This is a genomic window from Gilvibacter sp. SZ-19, from assembly GCF_002163875.1.
GTDB lineage: Bacteria > Bacteroidota > Bacteroidia > Flavobacteriales > Flavobacteriaceae > Gilvibacter.
On the sequence record NZ_CP019333.1, the window covers coordinates 948,012 to 972,422 of the forward strand.

Below are 24,411 nucleotides of genomic sequence, written 5' to 3' on the forward strand. Positions count from 1 at the left end.
TGAGCAAAAATAAATCAAATGTTGCACTGCTAGTGCGGTCTTATCAAAAAATTGTGATTCAGGAGCTTCTGCTGCAGGTTTTACCGATAAAGCAAATGTTAATAAATGTTTAAAACTTAGGAAACTTTTAAATGTTTTTAAAGTTTCCAGTGTATTTTTGTCCCCGAAACACTAAACAGTTTCGTATTCCTAACAGTGAAAGAATCTATAGTTAACAAAGCTGCCGAACTCTTTATGACCCTTGGTTTTAAAAGCGTAACCATGGACGATATTGCCAATGCGATGGGTATTTCTAAAAAGACCATCTACGTGCATTTCTCCAACAAGACAGAATTGGTAGACGCAGTTTCCTTTTTCTTATTCGACAGTATCTGCGATGGCATTGACACCATTTGTGAGCAATCCGCCAATCCCATCCAAGAGCTTTACGACATTAAAATGTACGTAATGCATCATCTGAAGAACGAAAAAGCATCCCCACAGTATCAGCTCAAGAAATATTATCCGCAAACCTACAGCCGCTTGCATCGAGCACAGTTCAACAAGATGCACCAATCGGTGTCTGAGAGTTTGCAAAAAGGCGTCGATATGGGGCTCTTTAGGCCAAGCATCGACGTAGATCTAATTGCCCGAATGTACTTTAATGGTATGACAGGCATGAAAGACGAGGCAATCTTCCCTCCGGAGCAATACTCCAAAGACTATTTGATGGAAAGTTATTTGGAATATCACCTAAGGGCCATTGTCACCGACCAAGGAATGGACATACTCAATCAATTTATAAACACCACCGAATAATGCGAAAATTATTGATCCTAGCCAGTATTGTGTTTGGATTCAGCCAGGCTACCGCTCAAGAAGAGCGAGCGTATGATTTTACGCTAGAAGAGGCCATAAGCTTTGCACTAGACAGCAATTACACCGCAATCAACGCCCGGCGAGACATCGCGCGAGCTATTAAACAGAAGTGGGAGACCACAGCGACCGGATTGCCACAAATCAGTGCCAATATCCAGTATCAGAACTTTATTAAACAGCCCGTATCACTATTGCCGGCGGCCGCTTTTGACAACACCAGCAGTGTGGTCAATACGGTAGAAGATTTCTTTGACATTACCCCCAACCGAGAACCGACGGTGCCAGAAGGCTTTATTCCAATTGTATTTGGAACCCAGCAACAAGCCACCGCAACGGCAACGCTCAATCAGTTGATCTTTGACGGGAGTTATCTCGTCGGATTACAAGCAGCGCTTGCCTTTTTAGATTTCTCTGAAAATGCCAACGAGAAGACCCAACTCGAAGTGCGTCGCGGAGTGATCAATGCATACGGTTCGGTTTTGCTTGCAGACGAACTGGTGAGCATCTTCCGCAGCAATAAAGAAAAGTTGGAGAACAACCTTTACGAAGCTCAAAAGATCTTTGAAAATGGGCTTAATGAGCAAGAAGAGGTTGAACAATTAGAGATCACCTTATTGGAGATCGCCACCCAACTCTCTAATGCGGAACGCACTGCAAGCATTGCAAGACAAATGTTCAATGTAGCCTTAGGGATCGATGTGAATACTCCGGTAACACTTACAGAATCCTTAGATGATCTGGCAGACCAGAACATTCAACTCGGCGCATTGGAGACCAACCTGAATATGGAAGAGAACGTCGATTACAAGATAGCTTACAACTTGACCGAACAGCGCTCCTTAGAACTTAAATTAGAAAAGAGCCGTGCGCTACCACAATTAAGTGCCTTTGTAAACTACGGAACACAAGCCTTTAGTGACGAGTTCAGCTTTTTTGATTCCGATCAGCGTTGGTTCCAACAATCGCTTTTTGGAGTAAACATGAACATCCCGATCTTCTCTAGTGGAAATCGCGGAGCAAAAACCCAACAAGCGCGTATTGCCTTGGATCAAGCGGAGACCCAATTGAAAGAAACTGTTCAGAACATTCAACTGCAATTCGACACGGCCAAAAGCAATTACAAATTCAGTGTAGAGTCTTATGAGAATGCCAAGAAGAATCTAGATCTCGCCGAGCGCATAGAAAGGAAGAATCAGATCAAGTTTGACGAAGGGATCTCCTCTAGCTTTGATCTCAGACAAGCACAACTGCAATTATACAGTGCCCAGCAACAGTATTTCAATGCCATGCTCAATGTGATAAACAGCAAGGCGGAGCTGGACACTATCAGCAATTCGAACATCATAAATAACAACTAAAAAATACTCAGATGACCCAGAAACTAAAATTCCTAACAGTAATACTAAGCGCACTTTTGGTGGTCAGCTGTGGTGATGGAAATAAAAGCGAGGTCCCTGTAGCCGACCTCATAGAAGAAGGCGATCTTAGCAAGCTTCGCGAGCGCCGCGACGCGCTAAATGAAGATCAAAAATCCCTGACTACGCAGATACAAAGTCTCGATGCTGCTATTCAAAAATTGGAGCCAGACCAAGGAGCTTTGATCTCTGTTCAAACTGTAAAAGACACTTTGTTCAAGCATTATATAGAGATTCAAGGCGATGTAAAGACCAACGAGAATGTCATCGTATATCCGGAATATCAAGGAACCCTGACTCGTGTTTATGTCAAAGAAGGACAACGCGTTCGCAAAGGGCAGATCTTAGGCAAGATCGACGATGGTGGACTATCTAGCCAACTCAGCCAATTGGAAGTTCAAGCGCAATTGGCCAAAACAACCTTTGAGCGCCAGCAGCGTTTGTGGGACCAAAAGATAGGTTCCGAGATCCAATACTTGCAGGCCAAGACCAATTACGAGTCTAGCCAAAATGCAGTGAACCAGCTCAAGCAACAATTGGCTAAGACCAACGTAACAGCTCCTTTTTCCGGAATAGTGGACGAGGTGATCACCGATCAAGGAACTGTAGTAGCGCCGGGGCAAGGTTTGTTCCGTGTGGTGAATTTGGGCGATATGTATATTGAGGCACAGATCCCGGAGCGTTATTTGACCTCAGTGACCACTGGCAAAGAAGTAGAGATCTTCTTCCCTGTTTTGGGCAAGACGGTTACCTCTACCGTAGCACAGACCGGAAACTATATCAATCCAGACAACCGCACCTTTAGAATTGAGGTGAATGTGCCTAAGGATGCTGAGGTAAAACCCAACCTCAACGCCCGTCTTAAGATCAATGATTACACTGCAGAAGACGCTATTTTGATACCGCTTAACGTGATCTCAGAAGATGCTAACGGCGATCAGTATGTCTACACCATGCAACCCAAGGAAGATGGAACCGGAAACATTGCTGTTCGCAAGAATATAGAGACCGGACTTGCGCAAGGCGATGTAGTGGAGATCAAAAACGGTTTGGCCGTAGACGACGCTTTGGTCATCGAAGGGGCTCGTACCGTGCAGAACAACCAGAAAGTAAGAACACTAGAAAATCAATAAGATGGGGGCCAAAAAGAAAAAACAAGTCGACAAGGAGTTTAAACTCTCCAGTTGGGCCATAGATAACCCAACCATCATCTATGTGATGATCGGTATTTTCCTCGTCTTAGGAGGAATGGCCTACAACAGCATGCCTCGGGAGAACTTTCCGGAGGTGAACGAAACTAAGATCTACATCTCTGTGCCTTACCCGGGGAATACCGCAGAAGATATTGAGCGCCTTATCATTGATCCGCTAGAAGACAAGATCAAGAACATTTCTGGAGTGGTAGAATACCTCTCTACTTCTCAAGAGGACTACGGGATCATCACTGTAGAATTTGAAGAGGATATTGAGGTTGAGCTCGCCAAGCAAAAAGTAAAGGACGAGGTAGACAGCGAGGTTGCCAATGAAGACTGGCCTACTTTTAACGGCGCCAAGGTAGAACCCAATGTCTTTGACCTGAGTTTATCCGAAGAGATGCCGATCTTGAATGTAAACCTCAAAGGAAATTACACTGTAGAGAAGCTCAAGGAATATGCAGAATACCTACAGGATGAGATAGAGGATATCAAGCAGATCAAAGCAGCAGATATCCGCGGAGCTCAAGACAAAGAAGTAGAAGTTGGCGTGGACATCTACAAAATGATGGCTGCCAAAGTGAGTTTTGACGACGTGATCAACTCCATCAGAAATGGTAATATGACCATGTCTGCTGGAAACATGGTTACCAGTGGACAACGACGCACTATACGTATACTTGGTGAAATAGATGACCCGGGACAACTGCGCAATTTTGTCGTAAAATCAGAAGGCGGAAATCCCGTTTACTTGAGCGACATTGCCGATGTTCGTTTTAAAGAAGAAGACAAGACCACTTATGCCAGAGATTTTGGTGAGAACGTGGTTATGTTAGATGTAAAAAAGCGTTCTGGAAAGAATATGATCGCTGCTGTAGAGCAGGTCGATGCCATTCTGGAGCGTGTTGAGAAAGGGGAAACCATAATTCCTCAAGATGTAACCATCTCCAAGTCTAATGACCAATCTGAAAAAACGGTAAATCAAGTTAGCGACCTGGTGAACAACATCATCTTCGGAATCATTCTCGTGGTTGGTGTACTGATGTTCTTCTTAGGATTTAGGAACGCGCTTTTCGTTGGATTCGCTATCCCAATGTCGATGTTCATGTCCTTTATGATCTTATCGGCCTTAGGCTATACCATGAATACCATGATCCTCTTTGCCCTTATTATGGGCTTGGGAATGCTGGTTGACAACGGTATTGTAGTTGTTGAGAACGTATACCGACTGATGGACGAAGAAGGCATGTCCAGAATTCAAGCAGCCAAGAAAGGAATTGGAGAGATCGCTTTCCCGATCATTATTTCTACCGCTACAACGGTTGCAGCTTTTGTTCCGCTTGGAACTTGGCCCGGGATCATGGGAGAATTCATGATCTACTTCCCGATTACGCTTTCTGTGGTTTTAGGATCGTCCTTATTCGTGGCAATCTTCATCAACTCCATGTTGGTATCTAAGTTCATGGAAGTTGGCGAGCGTCAGCTGAGCCGCAAACAACTGATCCGTTTGAGCGCCATTATGGTTCCGCTAGGACTGTTGATCTATTTTACAGCACCTCCTATCAAAGGATTTGGAACCCTTATGATCTTTACAGCAGCTATGTTTTGGGTGTATCGATATGTGCTTAAAGGAGCTGCCAATGGTTTTCAGCGTACCTTCTTAAAATGGTTGGAGCGCAAGTACCAGAATTTCCTAGCTTGGGCACTTCGCGGCAGAAAACCTGTGGTGTTCGTTGTTGGAATCTTCGCATTATTGTTCCTCACTTTTATGGGCTTCGGAGCCTCTATTGGTAGTGGTCGTACTGCGGTGGAATTCTTCCCAGACAACACGCCTAACCAGATCATCGTCTATATCGAATACCCTGAAGGTACCGACATTGACAAGACCAATGCCATTACCAAAGACATTGAAAAAGTGGTCTACCAAACCGTTAATGCAGACGAGTACCAAGACGGTGATTACAACTTCTTGGTTGAATCTGCGGTATCACAAGTTGGGGAAGGCGCTGGTAATCCAAATACCGATGGTGGTAGTAGCGCCGAGATGCCTCACCGTGGTAAGATAACGGCGACCATGCGAGAGTATAAGTTTCGTCGCGATAAAGACTCCGAAGCATTACGTAAAAAAGTACAAGAGGCACTTAAAGGACGTTATCCTGGAGTTTCCATTTCGGTGGAGAAAGATGCCGTAGGGCCACCTGCTGGTTACCCGATCAACATTGAACTAGAAGGGAATGACTACGAAGAGCTTATTGCAGCTGCAGAAAAACTGCGCACTTATATCAATACCAAGAACATAGCCGGTATTGATGAGCTCAAGATCGATGTGAACAAAGGCAAACCTTCTATGCAAGTTGCGGTAGACCGTGAAAAAGCAGGAGAACTAGGTGTTGCCGTAGGCTTGGTCGGAAACCAGCTCAGGCGTTCGCTCTTTGGAGAGAAGGCAGGTGTATACAAGAAAGATGGGGAGGATTATGACATCTATGTGCGTTTTGACAAGAACGATCGCTACAATACCTCTGCGCTGTTTGATCAAAACATCACCTTTAGAGATCAAAGCACTGGCCGAATCAAGGAGATCCCGGTTTCTGCTGTTGCCCAGCAACGCAACACCTCTTCCTTTAGCGCTATTAAGCACAAGGATTCTAAACGTGTCGTAACTGTTTACTCTGCCCTAGCGCCAGGCTTTGTCGATGCAGGAGCAGTGGTAGGTGAGATCCAAACGCAGAGCGCAAGTTTCTTAGAGGCAGAGATTCCTAAGAACATCAAGATCGACTTTACGGGTCAGTTAGAAGAACAAGCGAAACAACAAGCATTCTTGAATTTTGCCTTCTTGGCAGGATTGGGACTGATCATGCTCTTGTTGATTTTCCAGTTCAGCTCTATCTCTAAACCGACGATCATCATGATCGCTATCTTTTTGAGTTTTATAGGTGTATTTGGTGGTATCTTAATTACCGGAGCCTCCTTTGTTATCATGATGACCATGATGGGAATCATCTCCCTGGCGGGAATCGTTGTGAATAACGGGGTGGTACTCTTGGACTACACCCAACTCTTGATAGATCGTAAAATGGTTGAAAAAGACCTAGAGGATCATGAAATGTTGTCTAAGCAAGAAGTACAAGAGCTGATAGTTCAAGGAGGCCGCGCGCGTTTGCGTCCGGTGATTTTAACGGCTATCACGACGGTACTAGGACTTATTCCTTTGGCCATTGGGGTGAACATTGATTTCTTTAACCTTTTTGCCAATTTCGATGCGAACTTCTACTTAGGAGGTGATAATGTGATCTTCTGGGGACCTTTGGCTTGGGCCGTTATTTATGGCCTTATCATCGCGACCTTCTTGACCTTGATCATTGTACCACTGCTTTTCTATATAGTGTACCGCATCAAAACAAGACTTGCCGATTGGAGAAGTGGAAGAAAATCTGGAGCCGAATCCGTAGCTGTAGACCCTGCAGCATAAGGAGTTCTCCCAATAACTTTTATAAAGCCGAACAGCAGAAGTGTTGTTCGGCTTTTTTGTTGCCTTAAGCCGCTAGATTGTGGCTAATCTTCTTAACTTTGCAGCGCAAAATTTTAAGCAATGTACAGATCACACAGATGCGGCGACTTGCGCGCGCAACACATTGGAGAAGAAGTTGTTTTGGCCGGATGGATCCAAAAGATCAGAGACAAGGGATTCATGGTTTGGGCAGATTTACGTGACCGCTACGGAATCACGCAGCTCATCTTTGATCAGGAGCGCAGTTCGGCAGCACTAATGGAAAGTTCCAGAACCTTGGGCCGCGAGTTTGTGGTACAGATCAAAGGAACAGTGATCGAAAGAGAAAGCAAGAACCCGGACATGCCTACCGGAGACATCGAGATCTTGGTAGCAGAAATGACCATCTTGAACACGGCTAAAACGCCTCCATTCACCATAGAGGACGAGACCGATGGCGGTGAAGACCTGCGCATGAAGTATCGCTACTTGGACATCCGCAGAAATCCTGTGAAAAATAATTTGGTATTTCGCCACAAGGTGACCAATGCGGTTCGTACCTATCTTTCTGCACAAGATTTTGTTGAGGTAGAAACTCCTTACCTCATTAAATCGACTCCAGAAGGTGCTCGTGACTTTGTAGTGCCTAGTCGCATGAACGAAGGGCAATTCTACGCCTTACCACAATCTCCGCAGACCTTTAAGCAATTGCTTATGGTAAGTGGATTAGACAAATACTTCCAGATTGTGAAGTGTTTTAGAGATGAGGACCTGCGCGCAGACCGCCAACCGGAGTTCACTCAAATTGACTGTGAAATGTCTTTTGTAACCCAAGAGGACATTCTAAATACCTTCGAAGGCTTGACCCGTCACCTGCTGAAAGAGATCAATGGAGTTACCGTAGGCGATTTTCCACGTATGACCTTTGACGAGGCCATGAAACGTTACGGAAATGACAAGCCAGACATTCGCTTCGGAATGGAATTTGGCGAGCTCAACGATATTGCCCAACACAAGGATTTTAACGTATTCAACACTGCAGAATTGGTAGTAGGTATTGCCGTTCCGGGAGCCAATACATTTACTAGAAAGGAGATCGACAAATTGATCGATTGGGTAAAGCGTCCGCAAATTGGCGCTAAAGGAATGGTCTATGTGCGCTGTAACGAAGACGGTAGCTTCAAATCGTCTGTAGATAAGTTCTACGATCAAGACGACTTGGCGGCTTGGGCAGCACGCACGGGAGCCAAAGCAGGAGACCTAATCTGCGTGCTTTCTGGAGACATCAATACCACAAGAGCACAAATGAGTGCCTTGCGTATGGAGTTGGCAGAGCGCCTTGGATTGCGCAAAGCCGACGAATTTGCGCCACTTTGGGTGGTAGACTTCCCGCTTTTGGAATGGGATGAGGACACCGAGCGCTACCACGCCATGCACCACCCGTTTACATCGCCTAAACCAGAGCAGATAGAACTGCTTAAAACAGATCCGGGTGCGGTAAAAGCGAACGCCTATGACTTAGTGCTGAACGGAAACGAGATCGGTGGAGGTTCTATCAGAATCCACGACAAAGCGACTCAAGCCATGATGTTCGATTACTTAGGATTCACTCCAGAGGAGGCCAAGGCTCAGTTCGGGTTTCTAATGAATGCCTTTGAATACGGTGCCCCACCACACGGAGGTATCGCATTTGGACTGGACCGTTTGGTTTCTATTTTAGGTGGGCAAGAGACCATTCGTGATTTCATTGCGTTCCCGAAGAACAACTCTGGCCGCGATGTAATGATCGATGCTCCTGCGCCTATAGACCAAGAGCAATTGGACGAGCTTTGCCTTGCACTAAACTTACCGGAATAAGCAAAAAAAATGGTGCTTTTTCAGCGCATACTCTTGTTGGCTGTTGTGGCGACCATTGCCACTGGCTTCTATTTTAAAACAGACGATCCTAGTTTTGGTGATCTGTTGATTGGCTGCGGATTGGTGGTGGGCTTCTTTGTACTTATGCCGCTGTTTATTTATTCTCGTTACAACGGAAGGGATCTATCGCGTTATATGCTCAGCGAAGAAAATATAAAACGCATGCGTCGTTATCAACACGGGGACGAGGAAGAGTAATCAATTCAAGTTTCGCTTTTCTATAAAGAACTGCTTCATTAAGCTAGCGGCCTCTTCTTCTAAGATACCTCCAGTGATTTTAGTCTTGGGATGCAACTTTGTATTTAGGTTGATGCAACCTCGCTCCATATCGCGAGCCCCATAAACAATTCGAGATATCTGACTCCAATACAATGCCCCACCACACATTTGACAGGGTTCTAAGGTAACGTAAAGGGTACAATCGTGCAGGTATTTGCCTCCGAGATAATTGGCGGCAGCTGTGATGGCCTGCATCTCCGCGTGGGCAGTTACATCGGTAAGCGTTTCGGTGAGGTTGTGCGCTCTGGCAATAATTGTTCCTCCCGCGACCACTACGGCTCCAACAGGAATTTCTCCTTGACGATAGGCCTCCTGAGCCTCCTGCAAGGCTTTTTTCATGAAATAGGTATCGTCAAAAGGTTGTAACATGGAAGCAAAAATACGATTTCACCGCAATTCCGAGCAGCAGCTCTGGGAGCTTTCTTATTTTTGTAACTGTGGAAGCAAAACTGCTGCAACATATAGATTCTCCTAATGACCTCAGAAAATTAGAGGAACAACAACTGCCTCAATTGGCAGCGGAACTCCGCGATTTCATTTTAGATGTGGTAGCGGCTAAGGCCGGACACCTTGGGGCGAGCTTGGGGGTTGTAGAACTTACCATTGCCCTACACTATTGTTTTAATACTCCAGATGATCAATTGGTGTGGGATGTTGGACACCAGGCTTACGGACACAAGATCTTAACGGGCAGACGCGATAATTTCCACACTAACAGACAGCTGGGTGGGATAAGCGGCTTTCCCAAACGCGAAGAAAGTCCCTATGATACATTTGGTGTAGGCCATAGCAGCACAGGAATCTCTGCGGCACTGGGCATGGCCATTGGCAGCAATTTAGCTGGGAACCTCAACCGAGAACATATAGTTGTTATTGGCGATGCTTCGATAGCCAGCGGTATGGCGTTCGAAGGTTTAAACCATGCCGGAGTTACCGATGCTAATCTTTTAGTGATCTTAAACGATAACGCTATCGGGATAGACCCTTCTGTAGGTGCGCTGAAAGAATATTTGCTAAAAGCCACTTTGAGCAACACTCCAGAACAAGACAACATATTCGAAGCCCTTAATTTTACCTATAAGGGCCCTATCGATGGTCATGATTTCCAAGCTTTGATCGAGGCATTTGAGGAACTCAAAGGCGTTAAAGGTCCAAAGCTATTACATGTCATTACCAAAAAGGGGAAAGGTTTGGCACAAGCCGAAGCCGATCAGGTAACCTATCACGCTCCGGGAAAATTTGACCGTAAGACAGGAGAGCTCTTGCCAAAATCCGCAGAAAAACTACCTCCAAAATTTCAAGATGTCTTTGGACACACCTTGGTAGAACTTGCTAAAGAAGATCCGAAGATCATTGGTATAACACCCGCTATGCCTACAGGGAGTTCTTTAAAGTATATGATGGAAGCTTTTCCGAAAAGAGCTTTCGATGTGGGAATAGCAGAACAGCATGCCGTAACCTTTGCCGCGGGGCTGGCGACTCAAGGTTATAAGGTGTTTTGCAACATCTATTCTACTTTTCTACAGCGAGCTTATGATCAGGTGATACACGATGTATGTTTGCAAAAGCTACCGGTTATCTTTTGTTTGGATCGCGCGGGCATAGTTGGAGAAGATGGTCCGACGCATCACGGGATCTTTGATCTTGCGTATCTGCGATGTATTCCAAATCTTATGATCTATGCCCCGGCCAATGAGGCCGATCTGCGCAACATCATGTATACCGCCACCCAAGGCTTAGAGAACCCTATCGCTATACGTTATCCGCGCGGGCGCGGGCAGGTCATTGACTGGCGATCGCCAGTAAAGAAAATACATCTCGGACTAGGGAAAACCATACAATCGGGCAGCAAAGTGGCTGTACTTAGCTTGGGAACCGTTTTGACCGATGTACTAAAAGCTACCAAACAGCTAAAACACCAAGTGAGTGTTTATGACCTGCAGTTCTTAGCACCATTGGATCATCATATGCTAGATATGGTCTTTGAGAATTACGAGACAGTGATTACTGTAGAAGATGGGGTGGTTGCCGGTGGATTTGGCTCCGCAGTAACCGAATATGCCGCATTTAAAAACGCAAAGATCACCATAGAATCTCTAGGCGTGCAAGGGGTATTCCCAGACCACGGAAGTATTCCCGAATTGAAAGCTGCCTCCGGATACGACAGCGATTCTATCAAAGCCGTCATAGCGAATTACCTCTAAAAAAGCATAAAAAAAGGAGCCCGTTAAAGGCTCCTTTTTAAATATAGTTCGACACGAATTAGCGAATAATGAATCGCTTCGTGCTTGATTGTCCTTGCGACGCTACCTTAATGAAGTACATCCCAGAAGACAAGCCCTGGTAATCCATAGTTAGCGGAGATCCGGCGTTGATCGTCACGTTCTTCTGATCTAGCAAACGTCCGTCCATACCGTAAACCGTTAAGCTTGTTTCGCCTAAGGCCGTGTTGCTCTCTAAGCTGAACAAGCCGTTAGAAACTGTAGGGTAAACCACCACAGCATCTAGTGGACTGGTGAACTCGTTAGTAGATAGGGTTGAGAATTTATTGGTAAACATACCGCGACCGTGTGTAGAGGCCAAGATCATATTGTCTGATGCTCTAAGGTCAAGGTCTAATACGCGAATGTCCATCATTCCATTGTCTGATGGGAACCAATCCGGGCTGGCGGCCGTGATATCGTCTGTAGACCAGATTCCCAATTCTGTTCCAATGATCACCTCTTGAGGTGCCAATGGGTTCTGAAGAATACACTTTACAGGAATGTCTGGTAAATTACCTTCTTTGTTCTCCCAAGTAACTCCCGCATCCGGAGAATACCAAACACTGTTCACGCCATAGTTGTGGAAGGTCACAAAGAGTTCGTCTTCTGACTGTCCAAACTCGATATCTGAAACACTACCTACAAATCCTGGACCAGTGATCTCATTCCAAACTGGGGTCGTATCTGCATCGTCCAAACGCAATACTTTACCAGTGGCAGTTCCCACGAACAAAGTAGTTGAAGTTGTCGTAAATGGAGAAACCTTAAAAGCAGTTGGAGGTGAGTTGTCTATGAGCGCATTATCTAGGTTTGTAGTAACCGCACTTGTTGTACTCAACACATAACGCTTGATAAGCTCGTTTCCTCCGGTTTGCCCGTTCGAATAAAGGATATCGAGGTTCTTGTCAAGATCTGCTTGATTGATAAACACCCCTTCTCCACTATCGATCTGATATCCTGCTCCTGTAAAAGGAATACGAATATAGATGTGCGAGTTTCCTGGGAAAGTGGTGATGATATAATCTGGCACATCGTCGTACTCGGTATATCCTCCGTCTCCTCCCAAACGATCGATAAAGCTTCCTGTTCCCGCAGCAGCATTGTCTCTAAACAAAGTCCCGTTGTCTTGGGTACCTCCGGCAAGATCGTCGCCAGTAGCGTCATCCGAACTGATGGTTCCGTAGTAGAACTGAGTTACATTCAGGTTGCGCAAACGCGGTAAAATAGCTCCGGTATTCCCGGCTGCCGTGCTCAATGAATTGGCATAATAGGTACCACCATCGGTTCCGGTCAAAGACTCGTTAGGGAATCCAGGACGGAATTGCATTTCATGAATATCGGCATGTACAAACGGCACCGATAGGGTATTCAAGTTCGGGTTGTTAGACCATTTAGAGATCTGCTCCCAAGAGTTACCTCCGTCTGTAGAACGGTGCATGTCGATACCTCCAACGTAAATGATATCGTCGTCGGTTGGGTCAACAGCTAGCATCAGATCGTAGAACGATTGACCACGAGTGTAGTCGTTGGCTGGGATCCCAAGGTCTGCATCGTTTGGCAAATTGGTAGTTGTAAAAGTAGCCCAGGCATCTGTAGTTTGGAAGATGCGAACAGGAGTAGTCCCTGTAAGCCCTTGCGCCACAGCATACATTTTGTTTGGATCTGTACCCGAAACGGCAATTTGCGTTCTGTTAGAAGCCGTTAGAATAGTCTCTAAGCTCCAAGTGTCGCCATCTGCGGTAGCGAAGATACGTCCGCCTAAACCTGCATTGGTAAAGCCAGAGCGAATTCCTCCGAAGTATAATTTACCATCTGCAGCAACCTCAAAATCATTGGGAATACCGTAAAATGTATTTCCAAAATAAGAGTACTCGAAAACAGACTGCTCAACACGAGACCAAGTGGCACCGTTGTCGGTAGACTCATAAAGCCCTGCATTCTGAAGTCCTAAAATATTAACCGGGCTGGACGAACCTCCACCTCCGGATCCGACATATCCGGCAGAACCTACGCCTGCATAAATATGTACATCGCCATCTGGGTCTTCCCAAGCGACAATATCATTTACATAAAAGAGTCCGGAACGCAGATCGTTCCCGCCAGCTGTAGTGTCTCCACCGCCAGCAAGAGGAACATTGAGTCTTACCCAGTTCTGCCCGCCGTCTGTTGATTTATAAATACCGTTTCCATTGGCAGCACCTTGGGTGTATTGCTCTCCGGTACCAATATACATGACCTGAGTGTTGGTAGGATCTACCGTCATAGAGGACACGGCAATATTACCAGGCACCCCAGAAACCAATTCCCAGTCGCTGGCACCATTGGTTACGTCTTGGTTCACGTAAAGACCCCCGCTAACTCCACCAGCAAAGGCGCGTTTAGCTTCTGAGTCGTTTGGATCCCAAAGGATCATGCGTACACGGCCAGATATGTTGAATGGTCCGCGTTCTTCCCAAGCGTTGTCCGAGGCGCTACCAGGAGAACGATCGGCTCCAAATTGATCTACCAATTGATCGTAAGTGCGGAACATACGTTCTGGAACCGGATATCCAAGAGCCGGATCCATGGTGTATAGGAAATCTTGTTCGTTGTAAGCATTTGGCGGCAAACCAAGAGCGCGGCGCTCTTGCTTTTCCAGGTTCATGGTCTCGTTAAACGGGTGATTCAACAGAAAATCTTGATGCTGCTTGCGCAACTCTTGAATTTCTTGCGAGATCTCTTGACCATCTGACGAGCCATTTGTAGTAGCATACCAGGCCAAACCGGCTACGGCTATTGCTCCTACCACAAGTAGTTTCTTTTTCATTTTTTTTAAATTTTAGCTTTTCAGTTGTTTCTTGGCAGAAACAGTTTATAAATATACGGATTAGAACCCCATCTGTCAAACAGTTTAGAATGAACCGTTTCCGGTCATTTTTTTAAACTGATTGTGGGCGTTTCCGTCTGTGAGGGATGCAACGTAAGAACACGCCAAGAGCAGTCTTTCGTAAAGATCCTTATTGGCATAGTCGTGCTCTGCCTTTAGGCCTTTCAGTAAAAGTTTGTCATAATTGGTGCATTGTCCTTTCATATCGCGAACCAATGCAGCCGTATACTTTTGCAACAAGGTATTGAGAATGGAATAGCCCATGATCTCTTTACCTACTACCTCATCGCTGCGATATACCTTTTTTATGCTGATGTCGATGATGTCTGCTATCTGAGCCTCGTACTTGCTTTTGTCCAAGAGTCCGTGGTGGAATTGCCCTTTCATAATGGCTTCTTCATTGGCCAAGAAAACCGCAACAGCTTCGCTGATCAAAGTGTTTATAGCCAAGGCCCGCAAATAAGCCAAGCGACGCGAAGTAGACTGCAATGCAGCGTATTTAGTGGTCTGAATATTGTCCTTAACCAGATTAATGAGCAGCTCCAAAGCCATTTCTTCTTCGATAAGGCCCAGATTGATCCCGTCTTCAAAATCGATGATGGTATAACAGATATCATCCGCAGCTTCTACCAAAAAGGCCAAAGGGTGACGGTGGAATCTAAGATCTTTGCCCTCCTTAGCGATCAGCCCTAAAGTCTGGGTGAGGTCTTTAAAGACCTCAAGATCGGATTGGAATACACCATATTTTTTATCGCTGATCTGTTTGGTTGGTTTTTTAGGAAGCGACTCTTTGGGGTATTTCATAAAAGCGCCCAAAGTGGCATAGGAAAGCCTAAGACCTCCCTCCTGGCCCGGAAAATCTTCGGTTATGATTCTAAAGCCGTTGGCATTGCCTTCAAAATCGATCAGGTCTTGGTACTGTTTGGGAGTGAGCTCCTCTTTATACTTAAGCCCGTCTCCAACGGAGAAGAACTCGCCTATGGCCTTCTCTCCGGAATGTCCAAAAGGCGGATTCCCAATATCGTGTGCCAGGGCTGCTGCAGCTACAATGGCTCCGAAGTCATTAAATGTATAACCGTGCACCTTTTCTAAGGCCGGATATTTCTCTAAAAGCGCCTTCCCGGCCAAACGCCCAAGGGAACGCCCAACCACAGAAACTTCAAGCGAATGGGTCAAGCGGGTGTGGACAAAATCGGTCTTAGACATGGGAATTACCTGCGTCTTGTCTTGCAAGCTTCTAAAAGGCGCAGAGAATATGATGCGGTCGTAATCTACCTCAAAGCCCAAGCGGGTTGGATCTTGTTCTATTCTGAGGCGTTTGTTGGTATCTCCGTAACGTTTTAATGACAGTAGTTGTTCCCAGTTCATCGGTAAAATTTGACCTCCGAAAGATAAGCAAATTGCAAGGTTAATTAATCGTAAACAAGAAGTTCAGTTTTAATGAATCCGGTAACATTTGGCTAACGCTTTTGTAGCACATATTTAAAAGGTGGTTAACGCCACCTTTACAAAGCCACAGTTTCTTTGTGCCAAGAAATTTTACTAGTGTAATGAAACAAATTACCTCGATATTTTTACTGCTATTTACCACTATCACAATAGCACAGACCGGATCAGTAGTTGGACAGCTTACTGATAAGGATTTTAACAACGAACCCCTTCCATTCGCTAACGTTATTATTAAAGGGACTTCTAAAGGAACCACTTCTGATATTGACGGACTTTACGAGCTTGCTGACCTAGAACCAGGAGCTTACACCGTTCAGTTCAGTTATGTAGGTTATGAGACCCTAGAGTTTGACGTTACTATAGAAGGCGGTAAAGTAACTACCTTAAATGTTCCTATGGGAGCCAGTGCAGCAGCGCTAGAGCAGGTAGTTATCACAACAACAAGAAAAAGAGAAAGCGAAGTTGCTCTTTTAATCGAACAAAAGAAAGCAACGACTATTATTCAGAGTATTGGTGCCCAAGAATTAGCCAGAAAAGGGGTAGACAATGCCGCAGAAGCTGTAGCTCAGATCTCGGGTATTTCACAGCAACAAGGAAGTAGTGATGTCTTTGTTCGTGGGTTAGGTGACCGTTACCAAAACACCACCATGAACGGACTTTCACTGCCGTCCAACGATGTAAACAAAAAGAACATCAACCTAGACCTATTCCCATCAGAAGTAATTGAAAGCGTAGGCGTTTCTAAAGCTTATAACAGTTATTTCTTCGGAGACTTTAGTGCCGGTAACGTAAACATCGTTTCTAAGGAATACAGTGGTCCTGGTTATTTTAATGTTTCTATCAACTCCGGATTCAATTCTCAAGCTATTGGAGAGGATTTTGTACGCTCAGAAGGCCCTAGTCTCTTCGGATTTTACAACCGTTATGACAACGACCCTTTTGCGGTGGTACTCTCTCACGGTGTTGATCCGCAGGCTGCAGAGACCAATGTGCCTTTCTCTGGAAGCTTAGAAGGAGGTTACTCTTTCAATATAGACGACAATCAGCGTTTGAGTTTCTTCGGAACGGCTGTTTTTAGCAACAGTTTTGAATACTTGAACGGCCCAGCGGTAGACTTTACCAACGACGTAAAAGTGCGTTTCCCAGAAGCAGAATGGTACGATTACGACACCAACACTGCGCTGATGGCTTCTGTGCTTTACAACAACAAGAGCGGTCACAAACTTAAATTGACCTCCTTATTCTCTAACACTTCTTCTGACGAGGTGAGTTACTACGGAATTGGCGGTAATGGATTCAACCGAGACGGTTTCTCTGGAAACGGTGACGGTGGTTTCTACCAGATGAACGTTCAGTTCAACCAAGAGATGATCTTTGTGAACCAAATTAATGGTACTCACAAATTTGGAGATGAGATCAATGACGATGGAGAAACTAGATGGTTGCTAGACTGGGGCTTTGGTTTCAACAAGGTATTGTCTGACGAGCCGGACAGAAAGCGTATCACTTTAGAAGACTATCAGTTCACTTTAGATACCGACCCAAACACCAACCCGATCTTTTACGACAACATAGCCTTTGACAACCAGCGTTATTTTCAGAGTATCGAAGACGACGAGCTTAACAGCTACTTCAACCTGAACTACAAGGTAAATGACAATGTAAATATCACCATGGGTTATAACGGCCGGACCAAAGAGCGTCGTTTTAACAACTGGAGATACGGATACGAGATCTTAGACAAATTGAACAACCCTGTGACAGATGTGAACAGCTTGAACGGGTTCTTTAATGTAAGCAACATCAATATTCCTGACGGCGAAGGACTTTGGAACCTAAATGTAGCTAGACAACCCGCTGGACTTGATGGTTTGGTGGATTTAGTAAACCGTCCGCAGCTCTATGAAAACACTTACCAAGGAAACTTGGACATCCACGCCGGATTGATCACAGCCGACATTCAATTGGGAGACTGGTTGATCGTACCTGGTCTTCGACTGGAGAACTGGGAGCAGTCTATTGTATATGACGTTATTAACCCTGTACCTACTGATACTGGAGAGCGTTCTGCAAAAGAGAACCTCTTGTTCCCAAGTTTGAACGTTAAATACGCGGTGAACGAAAATATGAACCTGCGTGCGGCAGCTAGCCAAACGGCTTCTTTCCCAGAATTCAAAGAGGTGGCCAACTTTGTATACGAAGGGGTAACCCAACGTGTAGGTGGTAACCCTGACCTTTTGGGCAAAACAGACGGAACTGGAGTTGCATACTCTGAGATCTTTAACGCGGATATGAAATTCGAATGGTTCCCAACACGTAGCGAACTTATCGCTGTTGGGGTATTCTACAAGTCTATCCAAGATCCGGTAAACCGAGTTGTTGCAACAGATGCTACGGGTAACCAGCGTTTCTTTAGAACTGGTGAAGAAGCTACCGTATTCGGAGCAGAATTGGAGTTCAGAAAGAACATTTTATTAGACGAAGAAGACGATGCGCTTTTGAGCATTGGAGGTAACTTTGCCTATAACAATACCAATCAGGACTTAAAAGCGGTACAGACCTCAGAAGGTTTCACCTTTGGAACTTCCTTTGGCGATCGCACGGAGTCTGAATTGCAAGGTGCTTCTGAGTTCATCATGAACGCAGATGTAAACTACTCACCAACTTTTGGAAACTACAAGCCAAAACTGACTACCACTTTCTCTTATTTCTCAGACCGCATTTTTGCATTGGGAAGTGGAGACCTTGGAAATATGATCGAAAAAGGTGTGCCATCATTAAACTTTGTGTGGAGAAATGCATTTGGAGAGCACTTTGAAGCTAACCTTAGTGTTGGAAACATCTTAAACCCAGACGTAACTCTTGTTCGTGAAGGTACCGGAGCTGCGAGTAGTGTATTGCTAGAACCTTTTGGTCTGGTGAATGCTGCGGGTGACGTAACCTTGCTTGAATTCAAGCGCGGTGTAAACGTAGGAATCTCATTAAAATACAAACTATAATAATCTTATTACTCTAAACTTTCAAATCGATGAAAACCAAATTTTTAACCATAATCAGTGTTCTAGCTCTTGGCTTCACAGCTTGTGAGAGTGATGATACTGCAACTATCATTATCGAAGACAACAGTGTAACTAACAACAACACTACCACTGGTGGTGGAGACACTAGTGATACTGTTAACCTTAGCGGTGTTTACACTTCTGACCTAACTCTAGAAGAAGGTAAGAACTATGTGATCACCGGACCTGTACTTATCGCAGAAGGTGCTACCCTAACTATCCCTGCGGGTATGACTATCGAAGCGCTTCCTGTTGGAGTTAACGCTTATGTAGCTATTCTACAAGGAGGTATGATCATGGCAGACGGTACTGCAGATGCTCCTATCGTATTTACTTCTAACTCTTCAACTCCAGGTTCTGGAGACTGGGGTGGAATTGTGATCTGCGGACGTGCACCGATCAACTCAACTCCTGATGGATCTACTGACACTTCAACTACTGAGGTTGGTGGTCTTTCTTACGGCGGAGATGTTGCCGATGACAACTCTGGAGTATTGCGTTATGTACGTGTAGAATTTGCCGGTGGTGCGATTGACGGTAACTCTGAACTTAACGGAGTATCTCTTTACGGAGTTGGTTCTGGAACAACTATGGACTATGTACAAGTGTACATTGGATCTGATGACGGATTCGAATTCTTCGGAGGAACTGTAAACGCAAGTCACTTGGCCGTTGTAGGATCTGAAGATGACTCTATCGACTGGACAGAAGGATTCATCGGATCTTTGACTGATGTATACGTGAAGCACTTGGCTAGCCACGATAAAGCTTTTGAGTGTGACGGTTACAACACAGACTTCTCTAACGAAGGTGGATACTTCTCTGCTCCTGATGTAACTAACGTAACTATAGACGGTGACGCTGGGACTCTGGGAGAGGCTGTTCGTCTACGTGCAGGTACGCAAGGGATCTTCACCAACTGGGTAATCAATGACTTTGACGAAGGTTTCGATCTAGACGGTGACGACGGAGATAACCCAACAGGACAAGGAGTACTAGACGGAACCCTAGCTGCTGTAGATGTTACTTTCAACAATGTAGGTCTAAAGATCAAAAACGACACAGGATTTGCTTGGACCGATGCTGATTTCCTTTCAGGAGACGGTAACGGAACCGGAACTGACTTCGCCACCTGGGGTGCAGGTTGGACCCGTGAGTAAACAATTGCAAATTGAATGATATAAAAAGGCTCCCTCTGGGAGCCTTTTTTATTAACTGTTTTAAGATCGAACTTAATTGGTGGTCACTACACGAGTGTCTTGCATGGTCCAAGTGTTAACTTGTGCGATAGCATTGTTCGAATAGGTCACTTCTTTTAGGGTGTCGCCTTGGTAGAACATCCAAGTGCCAACACGTTGTCCTTTATTGTATTGAGCAATAGCGGTTTTGTTTCCATCTGCATCAAAACTGATCCACTCGCCGTGAAGTTTTCCTTCTTTGGTATAGAAGCCGGTTTGAGCGATCTCGCCATTATCGTGAAACAAGGTAGCTTCAATAAGACCGTTCTTTTCTTTGTAAATATTTTTGGTAGTTGCTTGAGCAAATACGTTTGTCCCAAGGAACACTAAAACTAACATGAGGGCAATCTTTTTCATATCTCAGGGCTTTACTTATTAATTATTACCTTACAAACATAACATATTTTTTACTCCCGCGCAACATTTACGTAACATTTAGATAACATTAGAACGCTATTTCACTGTATTTCAGTTTTTTATAATATTCTATTTTTGATAACATTGGATCACTTCCACAAGCCTCCCCACCGTTAGCGGGCTTAAATAAATGCGCATTAGTGGCTACAGATCACACTCATAACATTTGCGTAACATTTGATTCTAAAATAAATTTCATTTTTGTTTTCTATTAGCGATAGACCTTATGGGCGATATTTATTTATTCATGCTGATCGCTTTGGCCGTGCTAGCCATCGCAGATCTGGTAGTAGGTGTTAGTAACGATGCCGTAAACTTTCTCAATTCCGCCATAGGATCTAAGGCCATTTCCTTTAAGACCATTATGATCGTTGCCAGTGTAGGTATTGCCTTTGGGGCATTGTCTTCTAGCGGGATGATGGAGGTTGCGCGGAAAGGTATTTTTGTCCCCGGAGAGTTCTACTTTAACGAGATCATGGTCATTTTTATGGCCGTGATGATCACAGACATACTCTTGTTGGACTTTTTCAACACCCTTGGGTTGCCCACCTCGACCACAGTATCTATTGTTTTCGAACTTTTAGGAGCTGCGGTATGTATGTCGCTAATTAAGATCAGTAGATCTGGAGAGGACCTCTCTTCGCTAAGCAATTATATAGCTTCTGACAAAGCCACGACCATTATTTTGGGCATACTGCTTTCTGTAGCCATTGCATTTACCATAGGTGCGCTAGTTCAATTTGTAACTCGTTTTCTGCTCTCTTTCGACTTTGAAAAGCGACCCACTTGGGCAGCGGCAATTTTTGGTGGATTGGCTACAACTTCTATCGCCTACTTCATCATCGTAAAAGGATTGAAAGGAGCCGAATTATTGCCAGAATCCTTTAATGCTTGGGCACAGACCAACCTCTACCAGTTTATTGGAGCCAATGCGGTTTTTTGGACTTTGGTCTCTTTTGTAATTACCAGATTCTTTAAAGTAAACATCTATAAATTCATCATTGTATTGGGAACCTTCGCCTTGGCCATGGCCTTTGCGGGGAATGATCTGGTGAACTTTATCGGGGTGCCAATGGCTGCTTATGAATCTTATTTGAGCTGGGTGAATTCTGGTATAGCGCCGGATGCCTTTGCCATGAAGAGCCTATCGCAAGCGGTACGTACAGAACCGCTACTACTTTTACTCGCAGGGATCATTATGGTATTGACCCTATGGTTTAGCGAAAAGGCCCGACGCGTGGTTAAGACCTCGGTAGACCTTTCTCGTCAGGATGAAGTTAAAGAACGTTTCCAACCGAATTGGCTTTCTCAGAATTTAGTCCGCTTGGCCATTGGCCTTAACCGCGGATTTACCATGGCGCTTCCAACAGCGGCCAAAGAATCTATCAGCAAAAGATTTGCTCCTACAGTAAAGAGTAAGATCTTAGACAAGGACGCACCAGCTTTCGACATGGTGCGCGCTGCAATTAACTTGGTAGTTGCCTCTGTCTTGATTTCTATCGCTACAGGATACAAACTTCCGTTATCTACCACTTACGTGACCTTTATGGTAGCTATGGGAACCTCATTGGCCGACCGTGCTTGGGGAAGCGACTCTGCCGTTTACCGCGTTGCCGGAGTGATCAATGTGATCGCTGGTTGGTTTATGACGGCAATTACTGCCTTCTTCGCTGCTGCTATTATGGCTGCTTTGATCTTCTATTTCGAATGGGCAGCTTTAGTTACTCTACTAATTTTAGCGCTAATACTCATTGCCAGATCGTATATGCGAACCAGCCGCAATACCAAAGAGATCCGAGAGGAATTAGAGTTCAAAATGGCAGAAAGCACTTCTGTTAAAGGCGTAATTGAAGAGAGTTCAAACAATGTCTCCACCGTAATGAAACGCGGTTCTAAGATCTTGACCAAAGCCCTCGATGGTTTGGCCAGACAGAATTTGAAAGATCTTAAAAAGGCGCGCAACGATGCGGAGAGCCTCTCCGACGAGATGGACGACCTGAAGAACCATATCTTCTTTTATATTAAAGGCCTTGATGGCAATTCTGCCGGTGCGACGCGCTTTTATCTTATGGTTCAGGATTCTTTAGAAGATTTTGTTCAGTCCATTGGTTTTATCGCTAAGACCAGTCACAAGCACGTGAAGAACAATCACCAAGGATTGACCTTTAATCAGATCCGCGATCTGAAACAAATCGAAGATCGCCTACTAGATCTTTTTGCTAAGGTGAAAACAAACTTCGACAACTTGAGTTTGGATGAGCTGCCCAATCTTATCGCAGAAAAGCAAGAATTTGATGCTTACATCTCTAGCGATATCGAAAAGCAGATCCAACGCACCAAACAACCCGACAGTAGTGCCAGAAATACGACCCTTTACTTTAGCTTGCTGCTAGAATGTAAAGACCTCGTAGAAACCACAGCTACAGTATTAGAGCAGTATTACAAGGAGTGGGAAACCACTAAGAAACCAGAGATCCTCTAATGCGATTTTTACTTTTTTTATTGCTGCCGATCTGCTGTTGTGCTCAGAATTTGACCGGGGAACAGCTCTTAGAACGCGCCATTGCATATCACGATCCGCAAGGCAATTGGGAGACCTTTAATGGAACACTTTATGTGAGCATGGAAACTCCGAATGCTCCAAAACGCAACAGTAAGATCCAGATAAACCTACCACAAGAATACTTTCAAGTTGAGGCAACTCAAGGCGATAAGACCACGCGATATCAGATAGACAGTGGGGAATGCACCATTGCCCTTAACGGCAAAACAGACCTAAGCCCATCAGACTTAGAAGAAAACAAGCTAAGTTGCGAAAGGGCTTCACTATACAAGAATTACTACACCTACCTTTACGGCCTACCGATGAAGCTCAAAGATCCGGGCACTTATATAGATCCTGTTGTTGAGCAAGTGAATTTTAAAGGCAAAGATTATTTGCGCCTCAAAGTGACCTATGACGAAGCTGTTGGAACAGATATTTGGTTCTTCTATTTTGACCCAAAGACCTATGCCATGGAAGTCTACCAATTTTACAAAGGTGATCCGGCAGATAAAGGCAAGGACACTGGAGAATATATTTTACTGAGTGATCAGGTAGAAATAGGTGGAATAAAGATGCCCAAAGATCGCGCCTGGTACTACAATAAAGGCGATAAATACCTCGGCACCGATTTCTTGTTTACAGCCGGCTTTAAAACTAACTAAAGTAGGTTTCCAATAGTGGCCACTGGCCGTAATATTCGTGATAGTCCATAGCGAGCACTGCCGTGTTGTGTAAAAAATGCACCAACATGCCCCACCAGAGTGTTTTGTACTTATAGCGCAAATACCCCAAGGCTATTCCGAAGGGGAAGATCCAAATAAAAGAAAACAAGGACAAGTGAATCAAGGCGAACATGAAACCAGTAGCTAAAATGGTGGTTTGCGCACTGGCAATATCGCGCATCTGATTGTATAGAAACCCTCTAAAAGCAAGCTCTTCGAATATGGGAGCCACTAAGGATATAAAGATAAACGCCCATAGAAAAGGCCTGTCATAATAGTCGTAATCTTCCATAATGGAAGGGTCTTCTTCAAAGAGATATAAATTGACCTCCGAGATCAGAAAATAGACCACTACCACAGATATTAAAGGTAAGACCAAACTGGTCACAAGACCTTTCCACTCCAAATTCTTAAAACTGTAGAGCGGTTTAATAGCAGACCAATCGCTTAGACTAAAACCCAGAGTAATTCCAATGAAGATCAACTCTAAAGTGAGTTCCGTAGACAACGCTATAGACTCCTGATAAGCAAAATTACTGATCAGGTGTAGCACCAACATACTCACAAAAAAAGCAATAATGAGTTGGGTGCTCTTTAAGTTTCGCTTGGTGTTTTCAAATTTGACAGAAATGCCGCAATTGCCGCAAAATCTATCTTCATCGCCTAGCAAAAAAGCACAATTACTACAGGTTTTCATTCAAA

16 protein-coding genes are annotated in these 24,411 nt (G+C 44.7%); 11 read left to right on the forward strand and 5 right to left on the reverse strand.

Annotated features, from left to right (window positions below; all coding sequences use genetic code 11):
* Positions 1-195 precede the first annotated feature (195 nt).
* The 6 genes from BTO09_RS04310 (at position 196) to BTO09_RS04335 (ending at position 9,068) form a co-directional block, all read left to right on the forward strand.
* The gene (locus BTO09_RS04310) at positions 196-798 is read left to right on the forward strand and encodes a TetR/AcrR family transcriptional regulator (protein WP_087523547.1); all 603 of its coding nucleotides are present in this window, start codon (positions 196-198) and stop codon (positions 796-798) included.
* Positions 798-2,216, forward strand: coding sequence for a TolC family protein (locus BTO09_RS04315; RefSeq protein WP_087523549.1), 1,419 nt, complete (start codon positions 798-800; stop codon positions 2,214-2,216). The genes BTO09_RS04310 and BTO09_RS04315 overlap by 1 nt, the downstream gene beginning before the upstream one ends.
* A gap of 11 nt (positions 2,217-2,227) precedes the next feature.
* On the forward strand, positions 2,228-3,406 hold the full coding sequence (locus tag BTO09_RS04320) for an efflux RND transporter periplasmic adaptor subunit (protein ID WP_087523551.1): 1,179 nt from the start codon (positions 2,228-2,230) through the stop codon (positions 3,404-3,406).
* A 1-nt stretch (position 3,407) separates the two neighbouring features.
* Positions 3,408-6,935, forward strand: a complete 3,528-nt coding sequence (locus BTO09_RS04325) for an efflux RND transporter permease subunit (RefSeq protein ID WP_087523552.1) — start codon at positions 3,408-3,410, stop codon at positions 6,933-6,935.
* A gap of 120 nt (positions 6,936-7,055) precedes the next feature.
* Positions 7,056-8,810 (forward strand): aspartate--tRNA ligase, encoded by a 1,755-nt coding sequence (aspS, locus tag BTO09_RS04330; RefSeq protein WP_087523554.1) that lies wholly within the window; start codon positions 7,056-7,058, stop codon positions 8,808-8,810.
* 9 nt (positions 8,811-8,819) lie between these two features.
* Positions 8,820-9,068: a hypothetical protein gene (locus BTO09_RS04335; protein ID WP_087523555.1), complete on the forward strand. Its 249-nt coding sequence runs from the start codon at positions 8,820-8,822 to the stop codon at positions 9,066-9,068.
* Here BTO09_RS04335 and BTO09_RS04340 read toward each other — a convergent pair whose 3' ends face one another.
* Positions 9,069-9,518, reverse strand: a complete 450-nt coding sequence (locus tag BTO09_RS04340) for a nucleoside deaminase (RefSeq protein WP_087523557.1) — start codon at positions 9,516-9,518, stop codon at positions 9,069-9,071.
* Positions 9,519-9,586: 68 nt separating this feature from the next.
* Between BTO09_RS04340 and BTO09_RS04345 the strand changes: the two genes are divergently transcribed.
* Positions 9,587-11,353 (forward strand): 1-deoxy-D-xylulose-5-phosphate synthase, encoded by a 1,767-nt coding sequence (locus BTO09_RS04345; protein ID WP_087523558.1) that lies wholly within the window; start codon positions 9,587-9,589, stop codon positions 11,351-11,353.
* Positions 11,354-11,411: 58 nt separating this feature from the next.
* Here BTO09_RS04345 and BTO09_RS04350 read toward each other — a convergent pair whose 3' ends face one another.
* Together BTO09_RS04350 and BTO09_RS04355 are read right to left on the reverse strand one after the other, a co-directional pair.
* Entirely contained in the window at positions 11,412-14,219 is a 2,808-nt protein-coding gene (locus BTO09_RS04350; protein ID WP_087523560.1) for a T9SS type A sorting domain-containing protein, read from the reverse strand.
* 84 nt (positions 14,220-14,303) lie between these two features.
* Complete coding sequence (locus tag BTO09_RS04355) at positions 14,304-15,647, reverse strand: deoxyguanosinetriphosphate triphosphohydrolase (RefSeq protein WP_087523562.1); 1,344 nt, start codon at positions 15,645-15,647, stop codon at positions 14,304-14,306.
* A 182-nt stretch (positions 15,648-15,829) separates the two neighbouring features.
* Here BTO09_RS04355 and BTO09_RS04360 point away from each other — a divergent pair, with 182 nt between their 5' ends.
* Positions 15,830-18,727, forward strand: coding sequence for a TonB-dependent receptor (locus BTO09_RS04360; protein ID WP_087523563.1), 2,898 nt, complete (start codon positions 15,830-15,832; stop codon positions 18,725-18,727).
* Positions 18,728-18,756: 29 nt separating this feature from the next.
* Positions 18,757-19,947 carry a multidrug transporter gene (locus BTO09_RS04365; RefSeq protein ID WP_087523564.1) on the forward strand — a complete coding sequence of 397 codons (1,191 nt, stop codon included), beginning with the start codon at positions 18,757-18,759 and terminating at the stop codon, positions 19,945-19,947.
* Positions 19,948-20,019: 72 nt separating this feature from the next.
* Here BTO09_RS04365 and BTO09_RS04370 read toward each other — a convergent pair whose 3' ends face one another.
* Entirely contained in the window at positions 20,020-20,382 is a 363-nt protein-coding gene (locus tag BTO09_RS04370; RefSeq protein ID WP_087523566.1) for a toxin-antitoxin system YwqK family antitoxin, read from the reverse strand.
* A 286-nt stretch (positions 20,383-20,668) separates the two neighbouring features.
* Between BTO09_RS04370 and BTO09_RS04375 the strand changes: the two genes are divergently transcribed.
* Both BTO09_RS04375 and BTO09_RS04380 read left to right on the forward strand, forming a co-directional pair.
* Positions 20,669-22,924: an inorganic phosphate transporter gene (locus BTO09_RS04375; RefSeq protein WP_087523568.1), complete on the forward strand. Its 2,256-nt coding sequence runs from the start codon at positions 20,669-20,671 to the stop codon at positions 22,922-22,924.
* Positions 22,924-23,649 carry a DUF6503 family protein gene (locus tag BTO09_RS04380; protein ID WP_087523570.1) on the forward strand — a complete coding sequence of 242 codons (726 nt, stop codon included), beginning with the start codon at positions 22,924-22,926 and terminating at the stop codon, positions 23,647-23,649. The genes BTO09_RS04375 and BTO09_RS04380 overlap by 1 nt, the downstream gene beginning before the upstream one ends.
* Here BTO09_RS04380 and BTO09_RS04385 read toward each other — a convergent pair.
* Complete coding sequence (locus tag BTO09_RS04385; RefSeq protein WP_087523577.1) at positions 23,642-24,406, reverse strand: type II CAAX prenyl endopeptidase Rce1 family protein; 765 nt, start codon at positions 24,404-24,406, stop codon at positions 23,642-23,644. The two genes, BTO09_RS04380 and BTO09_RS04385, sit on opposite strands and share 8 nt — an antisense overlap.
* Positions 24,407-24,411: the final 5 nt, after the last annotated feature.